17 protein-coding genes are annotated in these 17,941 nt (G+C 67.1%); 3 read left to right on the top strand and 14 right to left on the bottom strand.

Translation table 11 applies throughout. From position 1 onward, the window contains the following. Both sdhD and sdhC read right to left on the bottom strand, forming a co-directional pair. The gene (gene sdhD, locus AC07O0_RS22880) at positions 1-393 is read right to left on the bottom strand and encodes a succinate dehydrogenase, hydrophobic membrane anchor protein (RefSeq protein WP_494625998.1); all 393 of its coding nucleotides are present in this window, start codon (positions 391-393) and stop codon (positions 1-3) included. Positions 394-405: 12 nt separating this feature from the next. After that, complete coding sequence (sdhC, locus tag AC07O0_RS22875; protein ID WP_494625996.1) at positions 406-798, bottom strand: succinate dehydrogenase, cytochrome b556 subunit; 393 nt, start codon at positions 796-798, stop codon at positions 406-408. Between the two features lie 263 nt (positions 799-1,061). Here sdhC and AC07O0_RS22870 point away from each other — a divergent pair, with 263 nt between their 5' ends. Both AC07O0_RS22870 and AC07O0_RS22865 read left to right on the top strand, forming a co-directional pair. Further along, complete coding sequence (locus AC07O0_RS22870) at positions 1,062-1,886, top strand: hypothetical protein (protein ID WP_494625994.1); 825 nt, start codon at positions 1,062-1,064, stop codon at positions 1,884-1,886. Between the two features lie 47 nt (positions 1,887-1,933). Continuing rightward, the gene (locus AC07O0_RS22865; protein WP_494625992.1) at positions 1,934-2,242 is read left to right on the top strand and encodes a hypothetical protein; all 309 of its coding nucleotides are present in this window, start codon (positions 1,934-1,936) and stop codon (positions 2,240-2,242) included. A gap of 15 nt (positions 2,243-2,257) precedes the next feature. On the opposite strand, the gene AC07O0_RS22860 is transcribed toward AC07O0_RS22865, so the two are convergent. The 3 genes from AC07O0_RS22860 to AC07O0_RS22850 all read right to left on the bottom strand — a co-directional run bounded on the left by AC07O0_RS22860 (position 2,258) and on the right by AC07O0_RS22850 (position 5,828). Beyond that, on the bottom strand, positions 2,258-3,319 hold the full coding sequence (locus AC07O0_RS22860) for a MaoC family dehydratase (protein WP_494625990.1): 1,062 nt from the start codon (positions 3,317-3,319) through the stop codon (positions 2,258-2,260). 77 nt (positions 3,320-3,396) lie between these two features. Further along, positions 3,397-4,125: an aspartate/glutamate racemase family protein gene (locus tag AC07O0_RS22855; protein ID WP_494625988.1), complete on the bottom strand. Its 729-nt coding sequence runs from the start codon at positions 4,123-4,125 to the stop codon at positions 3,397-3,399. Further along, the gene (locus AC07O0_RS22850; protein WP_494625986.1) at positions 4,122-5,828 is read right to left on the bottom strand and encodes a serine/threonine dehydratase; all 1,707 of its coding nucleotides are present in this window, start codon (positions 5,826-5,828) and stop codon (positions 4,122-4,124) included. Before AC07O0_RS22850 ends, AC07O0_RS22855 begins: the two co-directional genes overlap by 4 nt. Positions 5,829-5,929: 101 nt before the next feature. Between AC07O0_RS22850 and AC07O0_RS22845 the strand changes: the two genes are divergently transcribed. Further along, positions 5,930-6,805, top strand: a complete 876-nt coding sequence (locus tag AC07O0_RS22845; protein ID WP_494625984.1) for an HpcH/HpaI aldolase/citrate lyase family protein — start codon at positions 5,930-5,932, stop codon at positions 6,803-6,805. Positions 6,806-6,889: 84 nt separating this feature from the next. Here AC07O0_RS22845 and AC07O0_RS22840 read toward each other — a convergent pair whose 3' ends face one another. The 9 genes from AC07O0_RS22840 to AC07O0_RS22800 all read right to left on the bottom strand — a co-directional run bounded on the left by AC07O0_RS22840 (position 6,890) and on the right by AC07O0_RS22800 (position 17,832). Continuing rightward, a complete protein-coding gene (locus tag AC07O0_RS22840) occupies positions 6,890-7,303 on the bottom strand; it encodes a F0F1 ATP synthase subunit epsilon (protein WP_494625982.1) in 414 nt (137 codons plus the stop codon). Between the two features lie 152 nt (positions 7,304-7,455). Continuing rightward, positions 7,456-8,916 carry a F0F1 ATP synthase subunit beta gene (gene atpD, locus AC07O0_RS22835; protein ID WP_494625980.1) on the bottom strand — a complete coding sequence of 487 codons (1,461 nt, stop codon included), beginning with the start codon at positions 8,914-8,916 and terminating at the stop codon, positions 7,456-7,458. Between the two features lie 64 nt (positions 8,917-8,980). Further along, entirely contained in the window at positions 8,981-9,850 is an 870-nt protein-coding gene (locus AC07O0_RS22830) for a F0F1 ATP synthase subunit gamma (protein WP_494625978.1), read from the bottom strand. Between the two features lie 98 nt (positions 9,851-9,948). Further along, positions 9,949-11,481, bottom strand: a complete 1,533-nt coding sequence (gene atpA / locus AC07O0_RS22825) for a F0F1 ATP synthase subunit alpha (protein ID WP_494625976.1) — start codon at positions 11,479-11,481, stop codon at positions 9,949-9,951. Next, positions 11,481-12,053 (bottom strand): F0F1 ATP synthase subunit delta, encoded by a 573-nt coding sequence (locus tag AC07O0_RS22820; RefSeq protein ID WP_494625974.1) that lies wholly within the window; start codon positions 12,051-12,053, stop codon positions 11,481-11,483. Before AC07O0_RS22820 ends, atpA begins: the two co-directional genes overlap by 1 nt. A gap of 257 nt (positions 12,054-12,310) precedes the next feature. Then, positions 12,311-14,500 carry a primosomal protein N' gene (locus tag AC07O0_RS22815; protein WP_494625973.1) on the bottom strand — a complete coding sequence of 730 codons (2,190 nt, stop codon included), beginning with the start codon at positions 14,498-14,500 and terminating at the stop codon, positions 12,311-12,313. Positions 14,501-14,737: 237 nt separating this feature from the next. Next, entirely contained in the window at positions 14,738-16,240 is a 1,503-nt protein-coding gene (locus AC07O0_RS22810; RefSeq protein WP_494625972.1) for a tripartite tricarboxylate transporter permease, read from the bottom strand. Between the two features lie 7 nt (positions 16,241-16,247). Continuing rightward, positions 16,248-16,739, bottom strand: a complete 492-nt coding sequence (locus tag AC07O0_RS22805; protein ID WP_494625970.1) for a tripartite tricarboxylate transporter TctB family protein — start codon at positions 16,737-16,739, stop codon at positions 16,248-16,250. A gap of 100 nt (positions 16,740-16,839) precedes the next feature. Next, positions 16,840-17,832, bottom strand: a complete 993-nt coding sequence (locus AC07O0_RS22800; RefSeq protein ID WP_494625969.1) for a tripartite tricarboxylate transporter substrate binding protein — start codon at positions 17,830-17,832, stop codon at positions 16,840-16,842. Positions 17,833-17,941: the final 109 nt, after the last annotated feature.

Raw genomic sequence — 17,941 nt, 5'->3', positions numbered from 1 at the left:
TCAGCCTCCGAACGAGATCTTCAGGAGCGCGAAGGCGCAGGCGGCGCCGACGGCGATCGCAAAGAAGGTGTTGGCCATCACCGCGACGAGCTTCAGCCCCTCATGGTGAACGTAGTCCTCGATGACGACCTGCATGCCGAGGCGCATATGCACGGCGCCGGACACCACGAAGAGCAGCATCAGGATGGCGACGATCGGGTTCGACAGCGTCGCGATGGCGGCGCCGTAGGGCTTGCCGATCAGCGAAATGACCACGCACAGGAAAGCGAGAGTCAGGATGACATTGGCGACGGCGGTGACCCGCTGCAGCCAGAAATGGCCGGTGCCGGACTTGGCCGAGCCGAGGCCGCGAACGCGGCCGAGCGGAGTGCGCATCGAGGAGTTGGAGAGCATCGGCTTAGTTCCTCAGCGCGTCAGGACGACGAGCCAGACCAGCACAGTGAGCACGCCGGAGACGACGAGGTTGTACTTGGCCAGGTTCGTACGGGTCTGCGGGTCGAAGCCGTAGCCGAGATCCCAGACGAAATGGCGGAGCCCGCCGACCATGTGGTGCAGGAGCACGAAGGTGTAGCCGAACAGCACGAGCCGGCCGAGGATGGAACCGGCGATCCACTGCGCGGTCTCGTAGGCGGCGGGGCCGGAGGCGGCGGCGATGAGCCAGAGCGCGATCAGCAGCGTGCCGCCATAAAGCGCCGAACCGGTAGCGCGATGGGCGATCGACATCGCCATGGTCCAGGACCAGCGATAGATCTGCAGATGCGGTGAAAGCGGGCGTGCCGCCGGTCTGGACTCGGCCAAGTTTGAAACTCCCGACCTTTCGAAACTCATCAAGCGAAGATCGCTTGGTATCGTTCTAGAGTGAATGGTTGTCTAACGAAACCGCCCCCATGCTGCAATGCGGCAGACGGAAGCGCAGTTACAGAAATTGAAATCTGTAACTTCACCTGCTCCGGAGGCTGCCGAGAGCCGGCTGGCGAAAACAGCCTAAAGCCGGACAAGCGCCATCCGCCACCTATCCTCAAGGCGTATCGCACCGGCGAGGACCATTCATGAAACTGGGCATGAGCCTTTCACAGTTCGAAGCCGAACTGAATACCGATTGCTGCGACCCTTACAACAACGCCGAGCTGACGTTGACGCTCAAGCTCGGCTTCCGGCAGATCAATCCCGCCGGCGGCGCGGCCGAGGGCACCTATCACGATTACGGGCGCGCCACCGCGCCGACCCGCAAGATCGTCAAATGGACGGTCGGCAGCTGGAATCTGTGGCGGAAGAACTTCGTCGACACCGCCGCCCGCTTCTGGAACGGCAAGTTCTGGCTGTCCAACAACTTCCCGGTCTACGAATTCGAGAAGAACGGCACGAAGTATCGGCCCAACATCTGGTGCCTGCTCAAGATCGAGGATCGCGACGTCGCGCTCGGCGGCCACCATCACGTCATCGATGTGGTCCGGCTGCACAGGAGCGAGACCTGGTTCGGCTCGCATGCCAAACTCTATGACAGCCTCGACACCAACTCGGTGCAAAAGGGCACGGACAGCAAGGGCAAAGCGATCATGCAGCGGGCTCATGTCCACGAGGTCGGTCATCTGCTCGGGCTCGGCCATGTCGACATCGGCAAGGCGCATTGCCCGCCCGGCGGCGACACCAACGCCTCGAATTGCTACGGCGTCGCCGACGTCGACAAATATTCCGTCATGGGCCAGGGCATGCAGCTGCGACAGACGCACGCAACCCCGTGGCGCAAGGCGATGGTCGCATTGTCCAGCAAGGGCAATGTGCTGACGGCGACTGACTGGGAGGCCAAGATGCAGCGCATCTACCCGCGCATTCCGGCCGAAGTCGCGACCAACGCGATGCTCACGCACCGGCCCATGCGCAAATGACGCCCGGCTGGCCCGCCATGACACGAACCGCCCCGCGAAACCTTTCGATGCTCATTCTCGTTCTGAGCGGAATGGCCGGCCTGCTCGGCCCCGCCCACGCCATAGGAAAGCGCTGCCAAATGAACGCGATCGAACGCTCCAAATGCATTATCGAGGCGATCCTGGCCGATATCAGCCGGACCTATAAGCAGGTGGGCGGCGGCGGGATCAGCGCGATCAAGCAGAACTCTACCACGTCCTTCACCGTGTCCATTTCACAGGAAGAACGGGTCGATCTCCTGACCTACGAGGCGGCGATCGACGGCAAGGGCAAGGTCAGCGTCAGGAAGACCGGCGAAAATACGCAGTCTCCCTGAGGCTTGCCAGACCGTTCAACGCGGCAGCAGCGCCCAGTAGTCGAAGTCGAGGATCACGCCATCGGCATACTGGTCGGCGTGCTTCAGCGGATATTCGTTGCAGGGCAGGTTCTTGGTCGCGACGAGGCGTAAGCGCAGCCCGCCGACATCCTCGCGCCCCGGCACCGCCGCCGTCTCCAGCACCTCGCTCCAGGCGAAGACGGTGTCGCCGGCGAAGAGCGGCGAGACGTGCCGCCCGGCATTGATCGCGGCGATATGGAAGGCATTGCCGAGACCGTTGAAGGACAGGGCCCGCGCCAGGCTGATGACGTGGCCGCCATAGATCAGGCGCTTGCCGAAGCGGGTCTCGCGCGCGCCATAGCCGTCGAAATGCACCTTGGCGGTGTTCTGGTAGAGCCGGGTCGCGATCTGGTGCTCGGCTTCCTCGACGGTCATGCCGTCGACATGGTCGATCCGCTCGCCCGCCCGGTAGTCACCCCAGCGGAAGGGCGAGCCGGCGAGCGCGTCGTCATAGGCGGCGGGATGCAGCGGCGGGCAGCCCTCGCCCAGCGCCTCCGGCGCGACGCTCTTCGGCAGCTCCGGCACCAGCTCGAACGCGGCCGGCGTGCCGGGCTGCCGCTTGCGCACCAGCACCCAGCGGGCGTAACTCAGCACGATCTCGGCATGCTGGTTGCGGCCGATCGAGCGGACATAGACGATGCCGGCATCGCCGCCCGAGGTCTGCTTCAGCCCGATCACCTCCGAAGTCGTCGACAGCGTGTCGCCCGGGAAGACCGGCTTGAGGAAGCGGCCATCGGCATAGCCGAGATTGGCGACGGCATTGAGCGAGACGTCCGGCACGGTCTTGCCGAAGACGATGTGGAAGACCAGGAGGTCGTCGACCGGCGCAGCGGGATAGCCGATCGCCTTGGCGAAGGCGTCGGAGGACTGCGCGGCGAAACGCGGCCCGTAGAGCGCGGTGTAGAGCGACACGTCCCCGACCGTGACCGTGCGCGGCGTCGCGTGGACAATCGTCTCGCCGAGCCGGAAATCCTCGAAGAAGCGGCCGGTACTGGTCTTGCTGCTGATCTCGGACATCGGCTTGGCTCTCGCGGCGGGCCTTCATTGTGCGCTGCGGCGCGGCTCGCCGTAAAGCTCGTCCAATGGCGGAGCGTTTATCGGAAGTCGCGCGGCCTCAAACCCGCATGGAACCAGGTGATCATCGAATAGATGTCGTAGACTGGCAGCCCCGTCGCCGCCTGCACCGCCGCCGCATAGGGTGGCATGTTGGTGCATTCGAGCACGATGGCGCCAACCTCGGGATGTGCCGCGACCAAGCGCTGGGCCGCTTCGACCACGTCCTGCTCGGCGAGGTCGATATCCATCTCCTCCTTCTCGGCCTTGATCAGGACGCGAAAGAACTCGCGCCCGTTCTCGGTGCCGGTCACCGGCGTGTCGGCGGGAACGCCGACTGCGGTCAGATGCTGCGGCGTCAGCGTCGCGGCCGAAACGGTGACGAGGCCGACGCGCTTGCCCGGAGGCAAGGTCGCCTGCACCCAGGGCACCTGCATCAGCGAGGAGGTCGCGACGGGGACGCCGACCGCTGCCGCCAGCTCCCGCTGGAACAGCGAGAGGAAGCCGCAATTGGTGGTGATCGCCTCGGCGCCGAGCCGAACCAACTCCTGCGCCGCCGCGATGAAGTCGGGCAGCAGCCCGGCCGCCCCCTGCAGCACGACCTTCTCCGGGCTCGCACCCGAGACGACGCGGTAGAGCACCGGGAAGGGCCAGGTCGCGGCATTGCCCATGTCGCCGAAGATGCGCGGGAAGCGCGCCTCCAGCATCAGCACGCCGAGCGGCGCGCCATAGACCGCCTTGCCGCCCTGCGCGATGCCCCGCTTGCTCATGCCGTGATCTCGACCAGCTTGGTGAGGTCGACATTGGCACCGCAGACCAGCACGCCGAGACGCTCGCCGGGCTGCGGCTTGTAGGTGCCGCCGATCAGCGCGCCGAGCGCCGCGGCGCCGCCAGGCTCGACCGCCAGGCGGAAATCGCGCCAGAGCACGCGCTGCGCCTCGACGATCGCCGCATCCGGCACCAGCGCGACATGATCGACAGCGTCCTTGCAGACATCATAGACGAGCTGGCCGACATTGCGGGCCCCCAGCGAGTCGGCCGCGACCGAGGCGACGGTCACCGTCACCGGCCCCTTCGCCTCGAGCGCGGCCTGCAGCGCCCGCGAACCCTCCGGCTCGACGCCGACGACCTTGACGCTGGTGCCGGCGAACCAGGCGGCGATGCCCGAGATCAAACCACCACCGCCGACCGCGACCAGCACCGTGTCGAGATCGGGCTCCTGCTTGTGCCATTCGCGGCCGAGCGTGCCCTGGCCTGCGATCGTCTCCTTGGCCGAGAAGGGATGGATCTTCAGCGCCCCGGTCTCGGCCACGAACCTGTCGCAGGCCGCCTGCGCGTCGTCATATTGCGCGCCGCCGATCCGGACCTCGGCGCCGAAACGGCGGATCGCTTCGATCTTCGCCGCCGGCGAGATCTCCGGCACGAAAATCGTCGCCTTCACGCCGCGTTTGCCGGCGGCATAGGCGACGGCGGCGCCGTGATTGCCGCCTGAAGCCGCAGCGACACCGGCAGCCGGCACATCGAGCGAGAGCAGGTTGTTGAAGGCGCCGCGCGTCTTGAACGAGCCGGCATGCTGCAGGCATTCGAGCTTGAGCGAGACATCGGCGCGCGAGCCGAAGGCGCCGGTGCCGAGGCGCATCACCGGGGTGGTGCGGGCATGGCCGGCAATGCGGTCGGCCGCGGCCTCGATCATCGGGCGCGGCACGGGCTTCTCTGTCATGGCGGTGTCCTGGACGAGGGAGCGATCATAGGTCCAGATCGCGATAGGTAGACCGTGGCTATCGCGTCCCGGCGGATCGGGGAAGGGCTTCCCGCGCCCGGCGGCAATGTGCCGGGCGACGACCAGCGCCGCGAGCGCGTCGAGCGCATCGTCGGCGGCGGCACCACGCGGCGGTCTGGCGTGAACGATGTCAGCCGACAGCCCTGCTGCCAGCAGCAAGGCCCGGCGTTCGGCCATCCCCGCCGGATTGACCACGCCCTTGATCTTCTTCGGGTGCAGGAGCGGCGCGCCGCGCATGGTCGCGAAGGCGAGTTCGGGATGGGTCTCGAAGATGCGCGCGCGCCAGCCCGGCTCGTCCCGCAGCAGCGCGTCGATCTCGCGGATGCGCGGGAAGAGATGGAAGCCCTGCTTCGAGACCTTGCGTGGCGGCTCGGATGACGCCACCGCCAGCCGGCAGGCCTCGGCATAATCGGCCGCATGGACGGCGCTGCGCGATGGAATCGAGAACACCGAGGATTGCCGCTCGCCGAGCAAGGCGCGCACCGCCTGCTCCGGCCCGCGCCCCGAGCCGGCGATGAGATCCGGCAGGCCGATCGGCATGTCGACCGCGATCAGATCCGGCACAGGCGAGCTGGCGAGCAGATCGCTCCAGCGGGGAAAGACGCGGAAGAAGGGCGCCTCCGCTCCCGAGAGGTCAGCGAAGGCCGCGATCCAGCCTGCCTTGCAGCCATCCACCCCGGCGATCCAGCCCATCACAGCCCCGTCATCCGTCTTTCGCAGAACTGACATTGCATTGCGGCGCAGCTTAGTGTGCACTGCAGCGAACCCGGCGACCCTCAATCCGGAGAGACATAATGACCGACATCCGTCCGCGCCGCAGCGTCCTCTATATGCCGGGCTCCAATGCCCGCGCGCTCGAGAAGGCCCGCGATATCGCTGCCGATGCGCTGATCCTCGATCTCGAGGACGCGGTCGCGCCGGACGCCAAGGAACTGGCGCGCGAGCAGGTCTGCGCCGCGGTCAAGGCCGGCGGCTATGGCCGGCGCGAACTGGTCATCCGCACCAACGGCATCGACACGCCCTGGTTCGACGCCGATCTCGCCGCCGCGACGGAAGCGGCGCCCGACGCGATCCTGATCCCGAAGGTCTCCTCGCCCGAGACGCTGGTCGAGATCGGGCACCGCCTGACCGGGCTCTGGGCCAAGCCGGAGACTCAGGTCTGGGCGATGATCGAGACGCCGCTCGCCATCCTCGATTGCGAAAAGATCGCCCGCGCCGCCCGCGATCCCTCGACCCGCCTCGCCTGCTTCATCCTCGGCACCAACGACCTTGCCAAGGAGACGCGCGCCCGCTTCGTGCCGGGCCGCGCGCCGATGTTGCCCTGGCTGACCACCGCGATCCTCGCCGCCCGCGCCCATGGCGTCGACGTCGTCGACGGCGTCTACAACGACCTGAAGGACGAGGCCGGCTTCAAGGCCGAATGCGAGCAGGCCCGCGACCTCGGCTTCGACGGCAAGACCCTGATCCATCCGAACCAGGTCGCGCTGGCGAACACCGTCTTCGCACCGGAGGAGAGCGAGCTCGCCCGGGCGCGGGCGATCATCTCGGCCTTCGCCGAACCGGCGAACGCCGACAAGGGCGCGATCCAGCTCGACGGCCGCATGGTCGAGCGCCTGCATGCCGAAATGGCCAAGCGCGTGGTGGCGCTGGCCGAAGCGATCGCAGCCTGAGGCTGGCCTCGCCGCAAATGGCCGAACACGAAAAAGGCCGGGAGTTTCCTCCCGGCCTTTTCAATTTCGTCCGATAGGTTTGGTTCAAGCTGCCTTGCGCTGCTCGAACACACCCTTGAACTCGCGCAGCTGCACGAGCTGATCGTGCAGGCGCTTCTTCTCGGCCTCGTCATGCGAACCGGCATGGCGGGTCTCGGCGGTCAGGATTTCCTGATCGAGCACGGCGTTGTCGACGTCCTCGATGAAGCGGGCCTGCTCGGCCAGGATGGTGACGCTCGTCGCGTTGACCTCGGCGAGGCCGCCCGAAACGAAGAATTCCTTGCCGTTGCTGGCGCCGGTCTGGACCAGGACGATGCCCGGCTTCAGCACGGCGACGACCGGCGCATGGCCGACGAGCACGGTCATCTCGCCTTCGACCGACGGCACGATGACGCTGACGGCATCACCCGAGAACAGGATGCGCTCCGGCGAGACGAGTTCGAATGTGAAGGTGGCCATCGCAAAATCTCTCCAGGCTCGTCATGGTCGGGCCTGACCCGACCAACTCTGAAACCAGTGTCTTCTCGTCCAGAGATTCTCGGGACAAGCCCGAGAATGACGCGTGTCAAGCCTCCCGGCCGGCTGACGCCGGCCGGGACGACCCGTGAAACTTACGCCGCCTCGGCAGCCAGGCGCTGAGCCTTCTCGATCGCTTCCTCGATCGAGCCAACCATGTAGAAGGCGGCTTCCGGCAGGTGATCGTACTTGCCCTCGACCAGGCCCTTGAAGCCCTTGATCGTGTCCTCGAGCGCGACGAGCTTGCCCGGCGATCCCGTGAAGACTTCGGCGACGAAGAAGGGCTGCGACAGGAAGCGCTCGATCTTGCGGGCGCGGGCGACAGCGAGCTTGTCCTCTTCCGAGAGCTCGTCCATGCCCAGGATCGCGATGATGTCCTGCAGAGCCTTGTAGCGCTGGAGGATCTGCTGGACCTGGCGGGCGACGCCGTAATGCTCGTCACCGACGATCGCGGCCGAGAGCATGCGCGAGGTCGAGTCGAGCGGGTCGACCGCCGGGTAGATGCCCTTTTCCGCGATCGAACGCGAGAGCACGGTCGTGGCGTCCAAGTGGGCGAAGGAGGTCGCGGGCGCCGGGTCGGTCAGGTCGTCCGCCGGGACGTAGATCGCCTGCACCGAGGTGATCGAGCCCTTGTTGGTGGTGGTGATCCGCTCCTGCAGATTGCCCATGTCCGTGGCGAGCGTCGGCTGATAGCCCACCGCCGACGGGATACGGCCGAGCAGCGCCGACACTTCCGAGCCCGCCTGGGTGAAGCGGAAGATGTTGTCGACGAAGAACAGCACGTCCTGGCCACGGTCGCGGAAGTCTTCCGCCACGGTGAGGCCGGACAGGGCGACGCGCATGCGGGCGCCCGGGGGCTCGTTCATCTGGCCGTAGACGAGGGCGCACTTCGAGCCTTCGCCGCCGCCCTTCTTGTTCACGCCCGACTCGATCATCTCGTGATAGAGGTCGTTGCCCTCGCGGGTGCGCTCGCCGACGCCGGCGAACACGGAATAACCACCGTGCGCCTTCGCGACGTTGTTGATCAGCTCCATGATCAGCACGGTCTTGCCGACGCCGGCGCCGCCGAACAGGCCGATCTTACCGCCCTTGGCGTAGGGCGCCAGCAGGTCGACGACCTTGATGCCGGTGACCAGGATCTGCGCTTCCGTCGCCTGGTCGGCATAGCTCGGAGCCGGCTGGTGGATGCCGCGGGTGCCCGAGGTCTTGATCGGACCGGCCTCGTCGACCGGCTCGCCGATGACGTTCATGATGCGGCCGAGGCACTCGTCGCCGACCGGGACCGCGATCGGCGCGCCGGTGTCGGTCACCGCCTGGCCGCGGACCAGACCTTCGGTCGAGTCCATGGCGATGGTGCGGACCGTGTTCTCGCCGAGATGCTGGGCGACCTCGAGGACGAGGCGGTTGCCGAGGTTGTCGGTCTCAAGCGCATTCAGGATCTCCGGCAGGACGCCGTCGAACTGCACGTCGACGACGGCGCCGATGACCTGCGCGACGCGGCCGGTGCCGGTGTTGGCGGACTTGTCGGTCTTGGTCTTGGTAGCGGCTTTGGCCATGGTTCGAACCTCGGATTCGCGTTCAGCGTGTCGGATGGCCGGCACGCCGGCCCAAATTAGGCGGTTAGAGCGCTTCCGCGCCGGAGATGATCTCGATCAGTTCCTTGGTGATCATCGCCTGGCGCGAGCGGTTGTAGAGCTGCGTCTGCTTCTTGATCATCTCGCCGGCGTTGCGTGTGGCGGAGTCCATCGCCGACATGCGCGCGCCCTGCTCGGAAGCGGCGTTCTCGAGCAGCGCCCGCAGCACCTGAACCGTCAGATTGCGCGGCAGCAGGGTCTCCAGGATCTCGCTCTCTTCCGGCTCGTAATCGTAGACCGCGTCGGTCGTCTTGGCGCCAGCCGGGATCTCGGCCGGGATGATCTGCTGCGCGGTCGGGATCTGCGAGATCACCGACTTGAACTTCGAGAAGAACAGCGTCGCGACGTCGAACTCGCCATTGGCGAAGCGCGTCAGGATGTTCTGCGCGATCGTCTCGGCATTGACGAAGCCGAGCTGCTTGAAGGCGCGCAGGTCGATGACTTCGATGATGTCGGCGGCGAACTGCCGACGCAGGATGTCGAAGCCCTTCTTGCCGACGCAGATGATCTTGACCGTCTTGCCCTCGGCCTTGAGCGCGTTCGCCTTGTCGCGGGCGAGACGAGCGATCGAGGAATTGAAGGCGCCGCACAGGCCGCGCTCGGCCGTGCAGACCACGAGCAGCTGGACCTTGTCAGAACCCGTGCCAGCGATCAGGCGCGGCGCGCTGCCATTGGCGAGGCCGCCGGCGAGATTGGCCAGCACCGCTTCCATGCGCTCGGCATAGGGGCGTGCCGCCTCGGCCGCGGTCTGCGCCCGGCGCAGCTTCGCCGCCGCGACCATCTGCATGGCCTTGGTGATCTTCTGCGTCGCCTTCACCGAGGCGATGCGGTTGCGTAGGTCCTTAAGGGACGGCATCCGGTCTTGATCCCCTATCCGTCATTGCGAGGGCACAACGACGAAGCAATCCAGAACTGGCGCAGCGGGGCTGGATTGCCTCGCTGCGCTCGCAAAGATCAGGCGAAGGACTTGGCGTAGCCTTCGACGATGCCCTTCAGCTTCGCCGCGTTCGCGTCCGAAAGGTCCTTTGTCGTGCCGATCTCGTTCAGCAGGTCGGCGTGCTTGCCGCGCACCAGCGAGAGCAGCCCGTCCTCGAAGGCGCGGACCTTGCTGACCGGCAGCGGATCGAGATAGCCGTTGACGCCGGCATAGATCACGACCGTCTGCTCTTCCATCTTCAGCGGCGAGAACTGGCCCTGCTTCAGGAGCTCGGTCAGGCGGGCGCCGCGGTTGAGCAGGCGCTGCGTGACGGCATCGAGATCGGAGCCGAACTGGGCGAAGGCCGCCATCTCGCGATACTGGGCGAGCTCGCCCTTGATCTTGCCCGCGACCTTCTTGGTCGCCTTGGTCTGGGCGGCCGAGCCGACGCGCGACACCGACAGGCCGACGTTCACCGCGGGGCGGATGCCCTGGTAGAACAGGTCGGTCTCCAGGAAGATCTGGCCGTCGGTGATCGAGATCACGTTGGTCGGGATATAAGCCGAGACGTCGTTGGCCTGGGTCTCGATGACCGGCAGCGCCGTCAGCGAGCCGTTGCCGGCGGCGTCGCCCATCTTGGCGGCGCGCTCGAGCAGGCGGGAGTGGAGATAGAACACGTCGCCCGGATACGCCTCGCGGCCCGGCGGGCGGCGCAGCAGCAGCGACATCTGGCGGTAGGCGACGGCCTGCTTCGACAGGTCGTCATAGATGATGACGGCGTGCATGCCGTTGTCGCGGAAGAACTCGCCCATCGAGCAGCCGGCGAACGGCGCCAGGAACTGCATCGGGGCCGGGTCGGAGGCGGTGGCCGCCACGACGATGGAATACTCCATCGCGCCGCGCTCCTCGAGCACCTTCACGAGCTGGGCGACGGTCGAGCGCTTCTGGCCGACGGCGACGTAGACGCAGTAGAGCTTCTGGCTCTCCGGGGCGCCTTCGACGTTGAGCGGCTTCTGGTTCAGGATCGTGTCGAGCGCCACGGCCGTCTTGCCGGTCTGGCGGTCGCCGATGATCAGCTCGCGCTGGCCGCGGCCGATCGGGATCAGGGCGTCGATCGCCTTGAGGCCGGTCGCCATCGGCTCGTGCACCGACTTGCGCGGGATGATGCCGGGCGCTTTCACGTCGACGCGGGCGCGGGTCTTGGTCTTGATCGGGCCCTTGCCGTCGATCGGGTTGCCGAGCGCGTCGACGACGCGGCCGAGCAGCTCCTTGCCAACGGGAACGTCGACGATGGCGCCGGTGCGCTTGACGGTCTGGCCTTCCTTGATCTCGCGGTCGGAGCCGAAGATGACGACGCCGACATTGTCGCTCTCGAGGTTGAGGGCCATGCCGCGCACGCCCGACTCGAACTCGACCATCTCACCGGCCTGGACCTTGTCGAGGCCGTAGACGCGGGCGATGCCGTCGCCGACGGAGAGAACCTGACCGACCTCGGTGACCGAGGCTTCCGAGCCGAAGTTCGAGATCTGCGACTTCAGGATAGCGGAGATTTCAGCGGCGCGGATGTCCATCAGCCGACCTCTTTCATGGCAAGACGAATAGAATTGAGCTTGGTTTTCAGGGACGCATCGACCATGCGCGAGCCCATCTTGACGACGAGACCGCCGATGATGGCCGGGTCGATCTTGACCGAAACGTCGACATCCTTGCCGGCGACCTCCTTGAGGGCGGCAGTGATGTCCTTGAGCTGAGCGGCCGAGGGCTGCTCGGCGAGCGTGACCTCGGCGCTGACCACGCCCTTGGCCTCGGCGACCTTGGCGCGGAAGGCGCGGATCATGCCGGGCAGCGCGAACAGGCGGCGCTTGCTGGCGACGAAGCCGATGAAATTGGCGGCAAGCCCGGCGATGCCGGCCTTGGCGGTGAGCGCGGTGATGGCGGAGACCTGGTCCTGCGCCGAGAAAGCCGGGCTCTCGATCAGGCGCTTGAGATCGTCGCTCTCGGCGATCATCGCGGCGAAGCCGTCGAGATCCTTGGCGACGGCGTCGACCGTCTTGGCCTCGCTGGCCAGTTCGAACAGAGCCGTCGCGTAACGCTCGGCTACGCCCGAGACAGGGGATTGTTCCTGCGATCCGCCCTCGGCCACGCTCTCGCTCTCTCTTCCAGGGGACCGCTCCGGCGACCTTCTGACGAAGGTGGAGTGCATGGCCCCGACGCTGCGATGATCAAGCGCGCGACAAACCTGTTCCAGGGCTTGCGGCGCTTGGATTGCGGCGGTGCGATAGCATGGGGTTTCGGGGTGTGCAACCGACGAAACACCCGCTTCTCATGCTTTGGATGCGGTCGAAAGAAGCAGTTGGTGCACGGCGCAGCGGCAGACGCGCCCACGCAGCCTGAATCCGGCTAAAGGAAGCTCTGTGGATCGACATCGACCGCGACCCTGACCGAACCCTTCGGCCGCGGCGCCCGTTTGAGCCAGGCGCGCAGGTAGTCCTGCAGGTTGATCTCGCGCGCCGTACGCACGATCAGCCGCATCCGGTGGCGCCCGCGCAGGATGGCGAGCGGCGCTTCCGCCGGTCCGAGCACGGCGACGCCGGCCGGGGCCTCGGCGCAGCGCGCCAGCGCCCGCGCATGCGTCTCGGCCTCTCCCTGCGAATTCGCCGAGATGATCAGCCCAGCGAGGCGGCCGAAGGGCGGCAGGCCGGCGGCCTCGCGCGCCGCGGTCTCAGCCGCGTAGAAGCGCTCGGGATCGCCCGAGATCAGCGCCTTCAGCACGGGATGGTTGGGGTCGTGGGTCTGCAGCAGCGCCCGTCCCGGCTTCTCGCCGCGCCCGGCCCGGCCAGTGACTTGCCTGAGCACCTGGAAGGTGCGCTCGGCCGCACGCGGATCGCCCGAAGTCAGGCCGAGATCGGCATCGATCACCCCGACCAGCGTCATCCCCGGGAAATTATGACCCTTGGCGACGAGCTGGGTGCCGATGACGATGTCGAACTCGCCTTCCGCCACCGCCATCAGCTCCTGCTTCAGGCGTTCGGTGCCGCCCGGAAAGTCGCTCGACAGCACGATTGAGCGCGCCTGCGGGAACAGGGTGGCGACCTCCTCGGCGAGGCGCTCGACGCCCGGTCCGCAGGCGACGAGGCTCTCGGGCTGGTGGCAGGCCGGGCACTCATGCGGCCGCCGCTCGACATGGCCGCAATGATGGCAGACCAGTGCCCGCCGGAAACGATGATCGACCAGCCAGGCCGAGCAGTTCGGGCACTGGAAGCGATGACCGCAATCGCGGCAGAGCGTCAGCGGCGCATAACCGCGCCGGTTGAGGAAGAGCAGCGACTGCTCCTTCGCCTCGAGATTGGCCTCGACCGCCTTGATCAGTTGCGACGAGAGCCAGCGCCCGCGCTCGGGCTTGTCCTTGCGCAGGTCGACCAGGCCGAGCGTCGGCAGTTCGCGCCCGCCATAGCGCTCCGGCAGCTTGAGATGGGTGTAGCGGCCGCGCTCGGCGTTGACCCGGGTTTCCAGCGAAGGCGTCGCCGAGGCCAGCACGACCGGCGCGTTCTCGATCTTGCCGCGCACCACCGCCATGTCGCGGGCATGATAGGCGACGCCGTCCTCCTGCTTATAGGCGGCCTCGTGCTCCTCATCGACGATGATCAGGCCGAGGTCCCGATAGGGCAGGAACAGGGCCGAGCGTGCACCGGCCACGACCAACGCCTCACCCTTGGCGATCGCCGCCTGCAGGCGCTCGCGCCTTCGCCCGCTTACGCCCGAATGCCACAGGCCCGGCCGGACACCGAAGCGCGCCTCGAAACGGTCGATGAACTGCGCGGTCAGCGCGATCTCCGGCATCAGGATGACGCTCTGCCGCCCGAGGCGGATCGCCTCGGCGACGGCCTCGAAATAGACCTCGGTCTTGCCGGAGCCGGTGACGCCTTCAAGCAGCGCGACCTGCCAGGCCTGCTTGCGCACGAGCTCGGCAAGGGCATCGCCGACTGCCTGCTGATCCTCGGAGAGCTGCGGCCTGGCGTGATCGGGATCGGGTCGGGCTGCGATCGCCTCCTGCGGCAATGGCTCGACGCTGAAGGTGCCGGCATCGACGAGAGAATCGATCACCGCCGTGCTGACCGAGGCGGCCTCGGCCAGGGCCGACTTGCCGATCAGCAGACCGCCCTCGGCCGCCGCGATGGCCCGCGCCCGGGCCGGCGTCATCCGCACCGGCGGCGCGCCGACCAGCCTGACACCGAGCTTCGGCCGCTCCGGCGTATCGTCGGGCGGGCGGCGCAGGGCGAGCGCCAGCACCGAGCCCTTGGCAGCGAGCGTGTACCAGGCGACCCAGTCGACCAGCTTGCGCAGGGCCGGGTCGAGCGGCGGCATGTCGAGCTTGCCGACGACCTTCTTCAGATTGCCGCCGCGGCCGGAGCCGGCCTCCCAGACGACGCCGACCGTCTCGCGCGGCCCGAGCGGCACCTGCACGACATCGCCCGGCACGAGCGTCAGCCCCGGCGGCACGGCATAGCTATAGGCCTGGTCGAGGCCGAGCGGGATCAGCACCTCGACCGTGCCGCCACCGCCCTGCCCTTCGTCGAGCGCATCGTCCATGCGCCCGTCTCTAGCATTGATTCGGGACCGAGGCGGGCAGGATGCGGCGGAGGCTCTCCAGGCTCGCGCGGAACCACCCCGTCTTTCCGGGGCTTCGCGTAGCGAAGAGCCCGGAACCCAGAACCGATGCCAGTTCCACAAGGGCCCGACGCTCGCAGCTCTTTTTGGACGCGACATCGGCTCTGGGTTCCGGGCTCAGGCCTGCGGCCTGCCCCGGAAAGACGGCGTGGTTCCCGTTCAGGCTGTCGCCGGCCGCTGCGTCATCAGCTTGCGCGTCGCCCAGACGAAGACCGGCCAGAGCAGCGCACCGAAGGTCATCGCCGCCAGCACCGAGGAGACCGGCCGGCTGAAGAAGGGCAGGATCGAGCCGTCCGACTTGATCAGCGAGGTCACGAAGCTCTGCTCCACCATCGTGCCCATGACGATGCCGAGCACCATCGCCGCGACCGGATAGCCGTTCTTCTCCATCACGAAGCCGATCAGCCCGAAGGCGGCGACGCAATAGACCGCGAACAGGTTGTTGCCTGCCGTGGCGAAGGCGCCGACCGCGCAGAAGATCATGATCACCGGCATCACCGCCGAGCGCGGCGCGCCGACCACCTTGCTCGCCAGCCTGATCATGATGATGCCGAGCGGGATCATGATGATGTTGCCGATGATGAAGATGATGTAGAGCGCGTACATGCTCGACGCCTGCGATGTGAACAGCGTCGGGCCGGGGTTGAGCCCCTTCATGTAGAGCACGCCGATCGCGATCGCGGTGATCGTGTCGCCGGGGATGCCGAAGAGCAGCGCCGGCACCCAGCCCGAGGCGAGCGAAGCGTTGTTGGAGGCGCCGGCCTCGATCAGTCCCTCCGGGTGGCCGGTGCCGAACTTCTCCGGCGTCTTTGAAAAGCGCTTGGCCATGGCGTAGCTGACCCAGGCCGCCATGTCGGCGCCGGCGCCCGGCAGCACGCCGATGATGATGCCGACCAGATTCCCGCGCGCCTGCTGCTTCGGATATTTCTTGGTCAGTTCCCACTGACCCTTCAGGATCGAGCCGAGCCGGCGGTTCTCCAGCTTGGGGGGATCGCGCTCGGTCAGCGAGCGCATCACCTCGGCCAGCGCGAAGACGCCGACCAGCGCCGGGATCACCTCGATGCCGCCCAGCAGGTCGGTCGAGCCCAGGGTGAAGCGCGGCACGCCGCCGGGATTGTCGATGCCGATGCAGGTGATGAGGAGACCGAGCAGCATCGCGGCAATCGCCTTGATCGGCGAGGAACGCGCCACCAGCGTCGAGCACATCAGCCCGAGCATGGCGAGCCAGAAGTTCTCATAGGTCGAGAAGGACAGCGCCATCTCGGCCAGCAGCGGCGCGATCAGCATTAGCGAGAGCGTGCCGGCGATGCCGCCGAGCGCCGAGAACCACAGGCAGATGCCGAGCGCGGTTTCCGCCTCGCCCTTGCGCGTCATCGCATAGGCTTCGTCGGTATAGGCGGCCGAAGCCGGCGTGCCGGGGATGCGCAGTAGGCAGCCAGGGATGTCGCCGGAGAAGATCGCCATCGCCGACGCCGTGATGATCGTGGCGACCGCTGCGATCGGCGAGAGGTAGAAGGTGACGGGGACGAGCAGCGCCGTCGCCATCGTCGCCGAGAGCCCGGGCAGCGAGCCGACCAGAAGTCCGTAAACGGCGGAAGCGAAGATCGCGATCAGCACATCCGGGGCGAAGACGAGGCCGAAGGCTTGGATGACGGTGTTCATCGCGGCCTCACCAGGGGAAGGGCAACAGACCGCCGGGCAAGGGCACGCGCAGCAGCTTGAGGAAGATCAGGTTGATGACGAAGGGCGCGATCAGCGCGAGCGGCACGGCGAGCTTGGGCCTGGCGCCGAAGGCGAGGCTGGCGATCAACACCATGATCGCCGCCGTCGGCAGGAAGCCGAGCCTCTCCGAAACGAGCGCATAGAACAGCAGCAGCGCCGGCGGCAGCAGCGCCAGCCAGTTGCGCCAGGCCGGCAGCGGCTCGAGCAGTTCCGGAGCGCTATGGCTCGCGACATCGGCCTCGGCGACCTCCTCGAAATGCCGGCCGACGCCGAGCACGATCATCACGCCGCAGAGCACGAGCCCGGCGCCGACCACCATCGGGAACGCCGAGGGGCCGACCTGCTGGCCCGGCACCGGCGGCAGTTTCGAGCCATAGAAGAAGGCGGCGGCGCCGAGCGTCGCGATCGCGCCCCCGGTCACGCGGTCTGACAACAACATGCTGCGATTTCTCGTCGAACTGGCATCGCGCCGCGCCGGCGCACTCTGAAACGGACGGGGCGGACGGGCGTCTTCGCCAGTCCGCCCCGTTTCGGAGAGGTCAGGCCTTGGCCAGGCCGGCGGCCTTCATCGCCGAGGCCATCGAGGCGTCGCTATCGGCCATGAACTTGGCGAAACCGGCGCCGTCGGCGAACTTCATGCCGAAGCCGCGCGAGTTCATGAAGTCCTGGTATTCCTTCGAATCGAAGGCCTTCTTCAGCGACGCCGTCAGCTTGGCCTGGATGTCGGCCGGCACCGCCTTGGGCGCGCCGATGCCGCGCCAGGCGCCGACCGAGTAGTTGATCCCCAGCGTCTCGTTCAGGGTCGGCACGTCCTTGAACTGAGGATTGCGCGCGCTCGCCATGATCGCCAGCGCTTTCGCCTTGCCCGCATCGATCATCGCGCGAGCTTCAGGCACCGAGCAGGTGACGATGTCGATGCCGCCGGCAGCGAGATCCTGCATGCCGGGCGCGGCGCCGTTCGACGGCACCCAGGCGACATGATCGGGCTTCAGCCCCATCGCGACCAGCCAGCCGACCAGCGCGAGATGCCAGATGCCACCCTGACCGGTGCCCGACGCCTTGAGTTTGCCGTGCGGCGCAGCCTTGATCGCCGCAGCCAGCTCCTTGATGTCCTTGTAGGGGCTCGAGGCCGAGACCTGCACGCCCGGCGGGTCCTCGTTCATCAGGCCGAGCGCGGCGTAGCTGGTCGACTTGAGATCGGTCAGGCCCTGATGATGCATCATCGCGATCTCGACCGTCAGCATGCCGATCGTGTAGCCGTCCGGCGCGCCCGACGCGATCGCCTGATGCCCGACGACGCCCGAGCCGCCGGTGCGGTTGACCACGTTGAAGGGCTGGCCGAGATCCTTCTCCAGCAACTGCGCGACGATGCGCGCCGTCGCATCGGTACCGCCACCCGCCCCCCACGGGCAGATCAGGGTCACCGGCCGGCTCGGATACTGCGCCTGGCCAATCGCCGGGCCTGTGATCAGCCCGGCTGCGCCGGCTGCCGCCGCGCCCTTGAGGACTGAACGTCTGCTGATTCTGCTCATAGTTAGTCTCCTCCCCGTTCAATCGATTTAAAATTTGAAAGCTTCTTCACCTGACGGCGCGGCTTCCTTGGTCTTCTCGCTATCAGAACCGATTGCCGCTGACGAGGCA

This window comes from Allobosea sp. GW821-FHT10B12 (assembly GCF_059415545.1).
Note: the sequence above shows the minus strand (reverse complement) of the source record. Positions and strands in the feature narration are given on the sequence as shown.

What these genes read in the sequence shown, in the direction of transcription:
- sdhD (WP_494625998.1), bottom strand. Translation starts at nt 393, where the DNA reads ATGCTCTCCAACTCCTCGATGCGCACTCCGCTCGGCCGCGTTCGCGGC.
- AC07O0_RS22870 (WP_494625994.1), top strand. Translation starts at nt 1,062, where the DNA reads ATGAGCCTTTCACAGTTCGAAGCCGAACTGAATACCGATTGCTGCGAC.
- AC07O0_RS22865 (WP_494625992.1), top strand. Translation starts at nt 1,934, where the DNA reads ATGCTCATTCTCGTTCTGAGCGGAATGGCCGGCCTGCTCGGCCCCGCC.
- AC07O0_RS22860 (WP_494625990.1), bottom strand. Translation starts at nt 3,319, where the DNA reads ATGTCCGAGATCAGCAGCAAGACCAGTACCGGCCGCTTCTTCGAGGAT.
- AC07O0_RS22855 (WP_494625988.1), bottom strand. Translation starts at nt 4,125, where the DNA reads ATGAGCAAGCGGGGCATCGCGCAGGGCGGCAAGGCGGTCTATGGCGCG.
- AC07O0_RS22850 (WP_494625986.1), bottom strand. Translation starts at nt 5,828, where the DNA reads ATGGGCTGGATCGCCGGGGTGGATGGCTGCAAGGCAGGCTGGATCGCG.
- AC07O0_RS22845 (WP_494625984.1), top strand. Translation starts at nt 5,930, where the DNA reads ATGACCGACATCCGTCCGCGCCGCAGCGTCCTCTATATGCCGGGCTCC.
- AC07O0_RS22840 (WP_494625982.1), bottom strand. Translation starts at nt 7,303, where the DNA reads ATGGCCACCTTCACATTCGAACTCGTCTCGCCGGAGCGCATCCTGTTC.
- atpD (WP_494625980.1), bottom strand. Translation starts at nt 8,916, where the DNA reads ATGGCCAAAGCCGCTACCAAGACCAAGACCGACAAGTCCGCCAACACC.
- AC07O0_RS22830 (WP_494625978.1), bottom strand. Translation starts at nt 9,850, where the DNA reads ATGCCGTCCCTTAAGGACCTACGCAACCGCATCGCCTCGGTGAAGGCG.
- atpA (WP_494625976.1), bottom strand. Translation starts at nt 11,481, where the DNA reads ATGGACATCCGCGCCGCTGAAATCTCCGCTATCCTGAAGTCGCAGATC.
- AC07O0_RS22815 (WP_494625973.1), bottom strand. Translation starts at nt 14,500, where the DNA reads ATGGACGATGCGCTCGACGAAGGGCAGGGCGGTGGCGGCACGGTCGAG.
- AC07O0_RS22810 (WP_494625972.1), bottom strand. Translation starts at nt 16,240, where the DNA reads ATGAACACCGTCATCCAAGCCTTCGGCCTCGTCTTCGCCCCGGATGTG.
- AC07O0_RS22805 (WP_494625970.1), bottom strand. Translation starts at nt 16,739, where the DNA reads ATGTTGTTGTCAGACCGCGTGACCGGGGGCGCGATCGCGACGCTCGGC.
- AC07O0_RS22800 (WP_494625969.1), bottom strand. Translation starts at nt 17,832, where the DNA reads ATGAGCAGAATCAGCAGACGTTCAGTCCTCAAGGGCGCGGCGGCAGCC.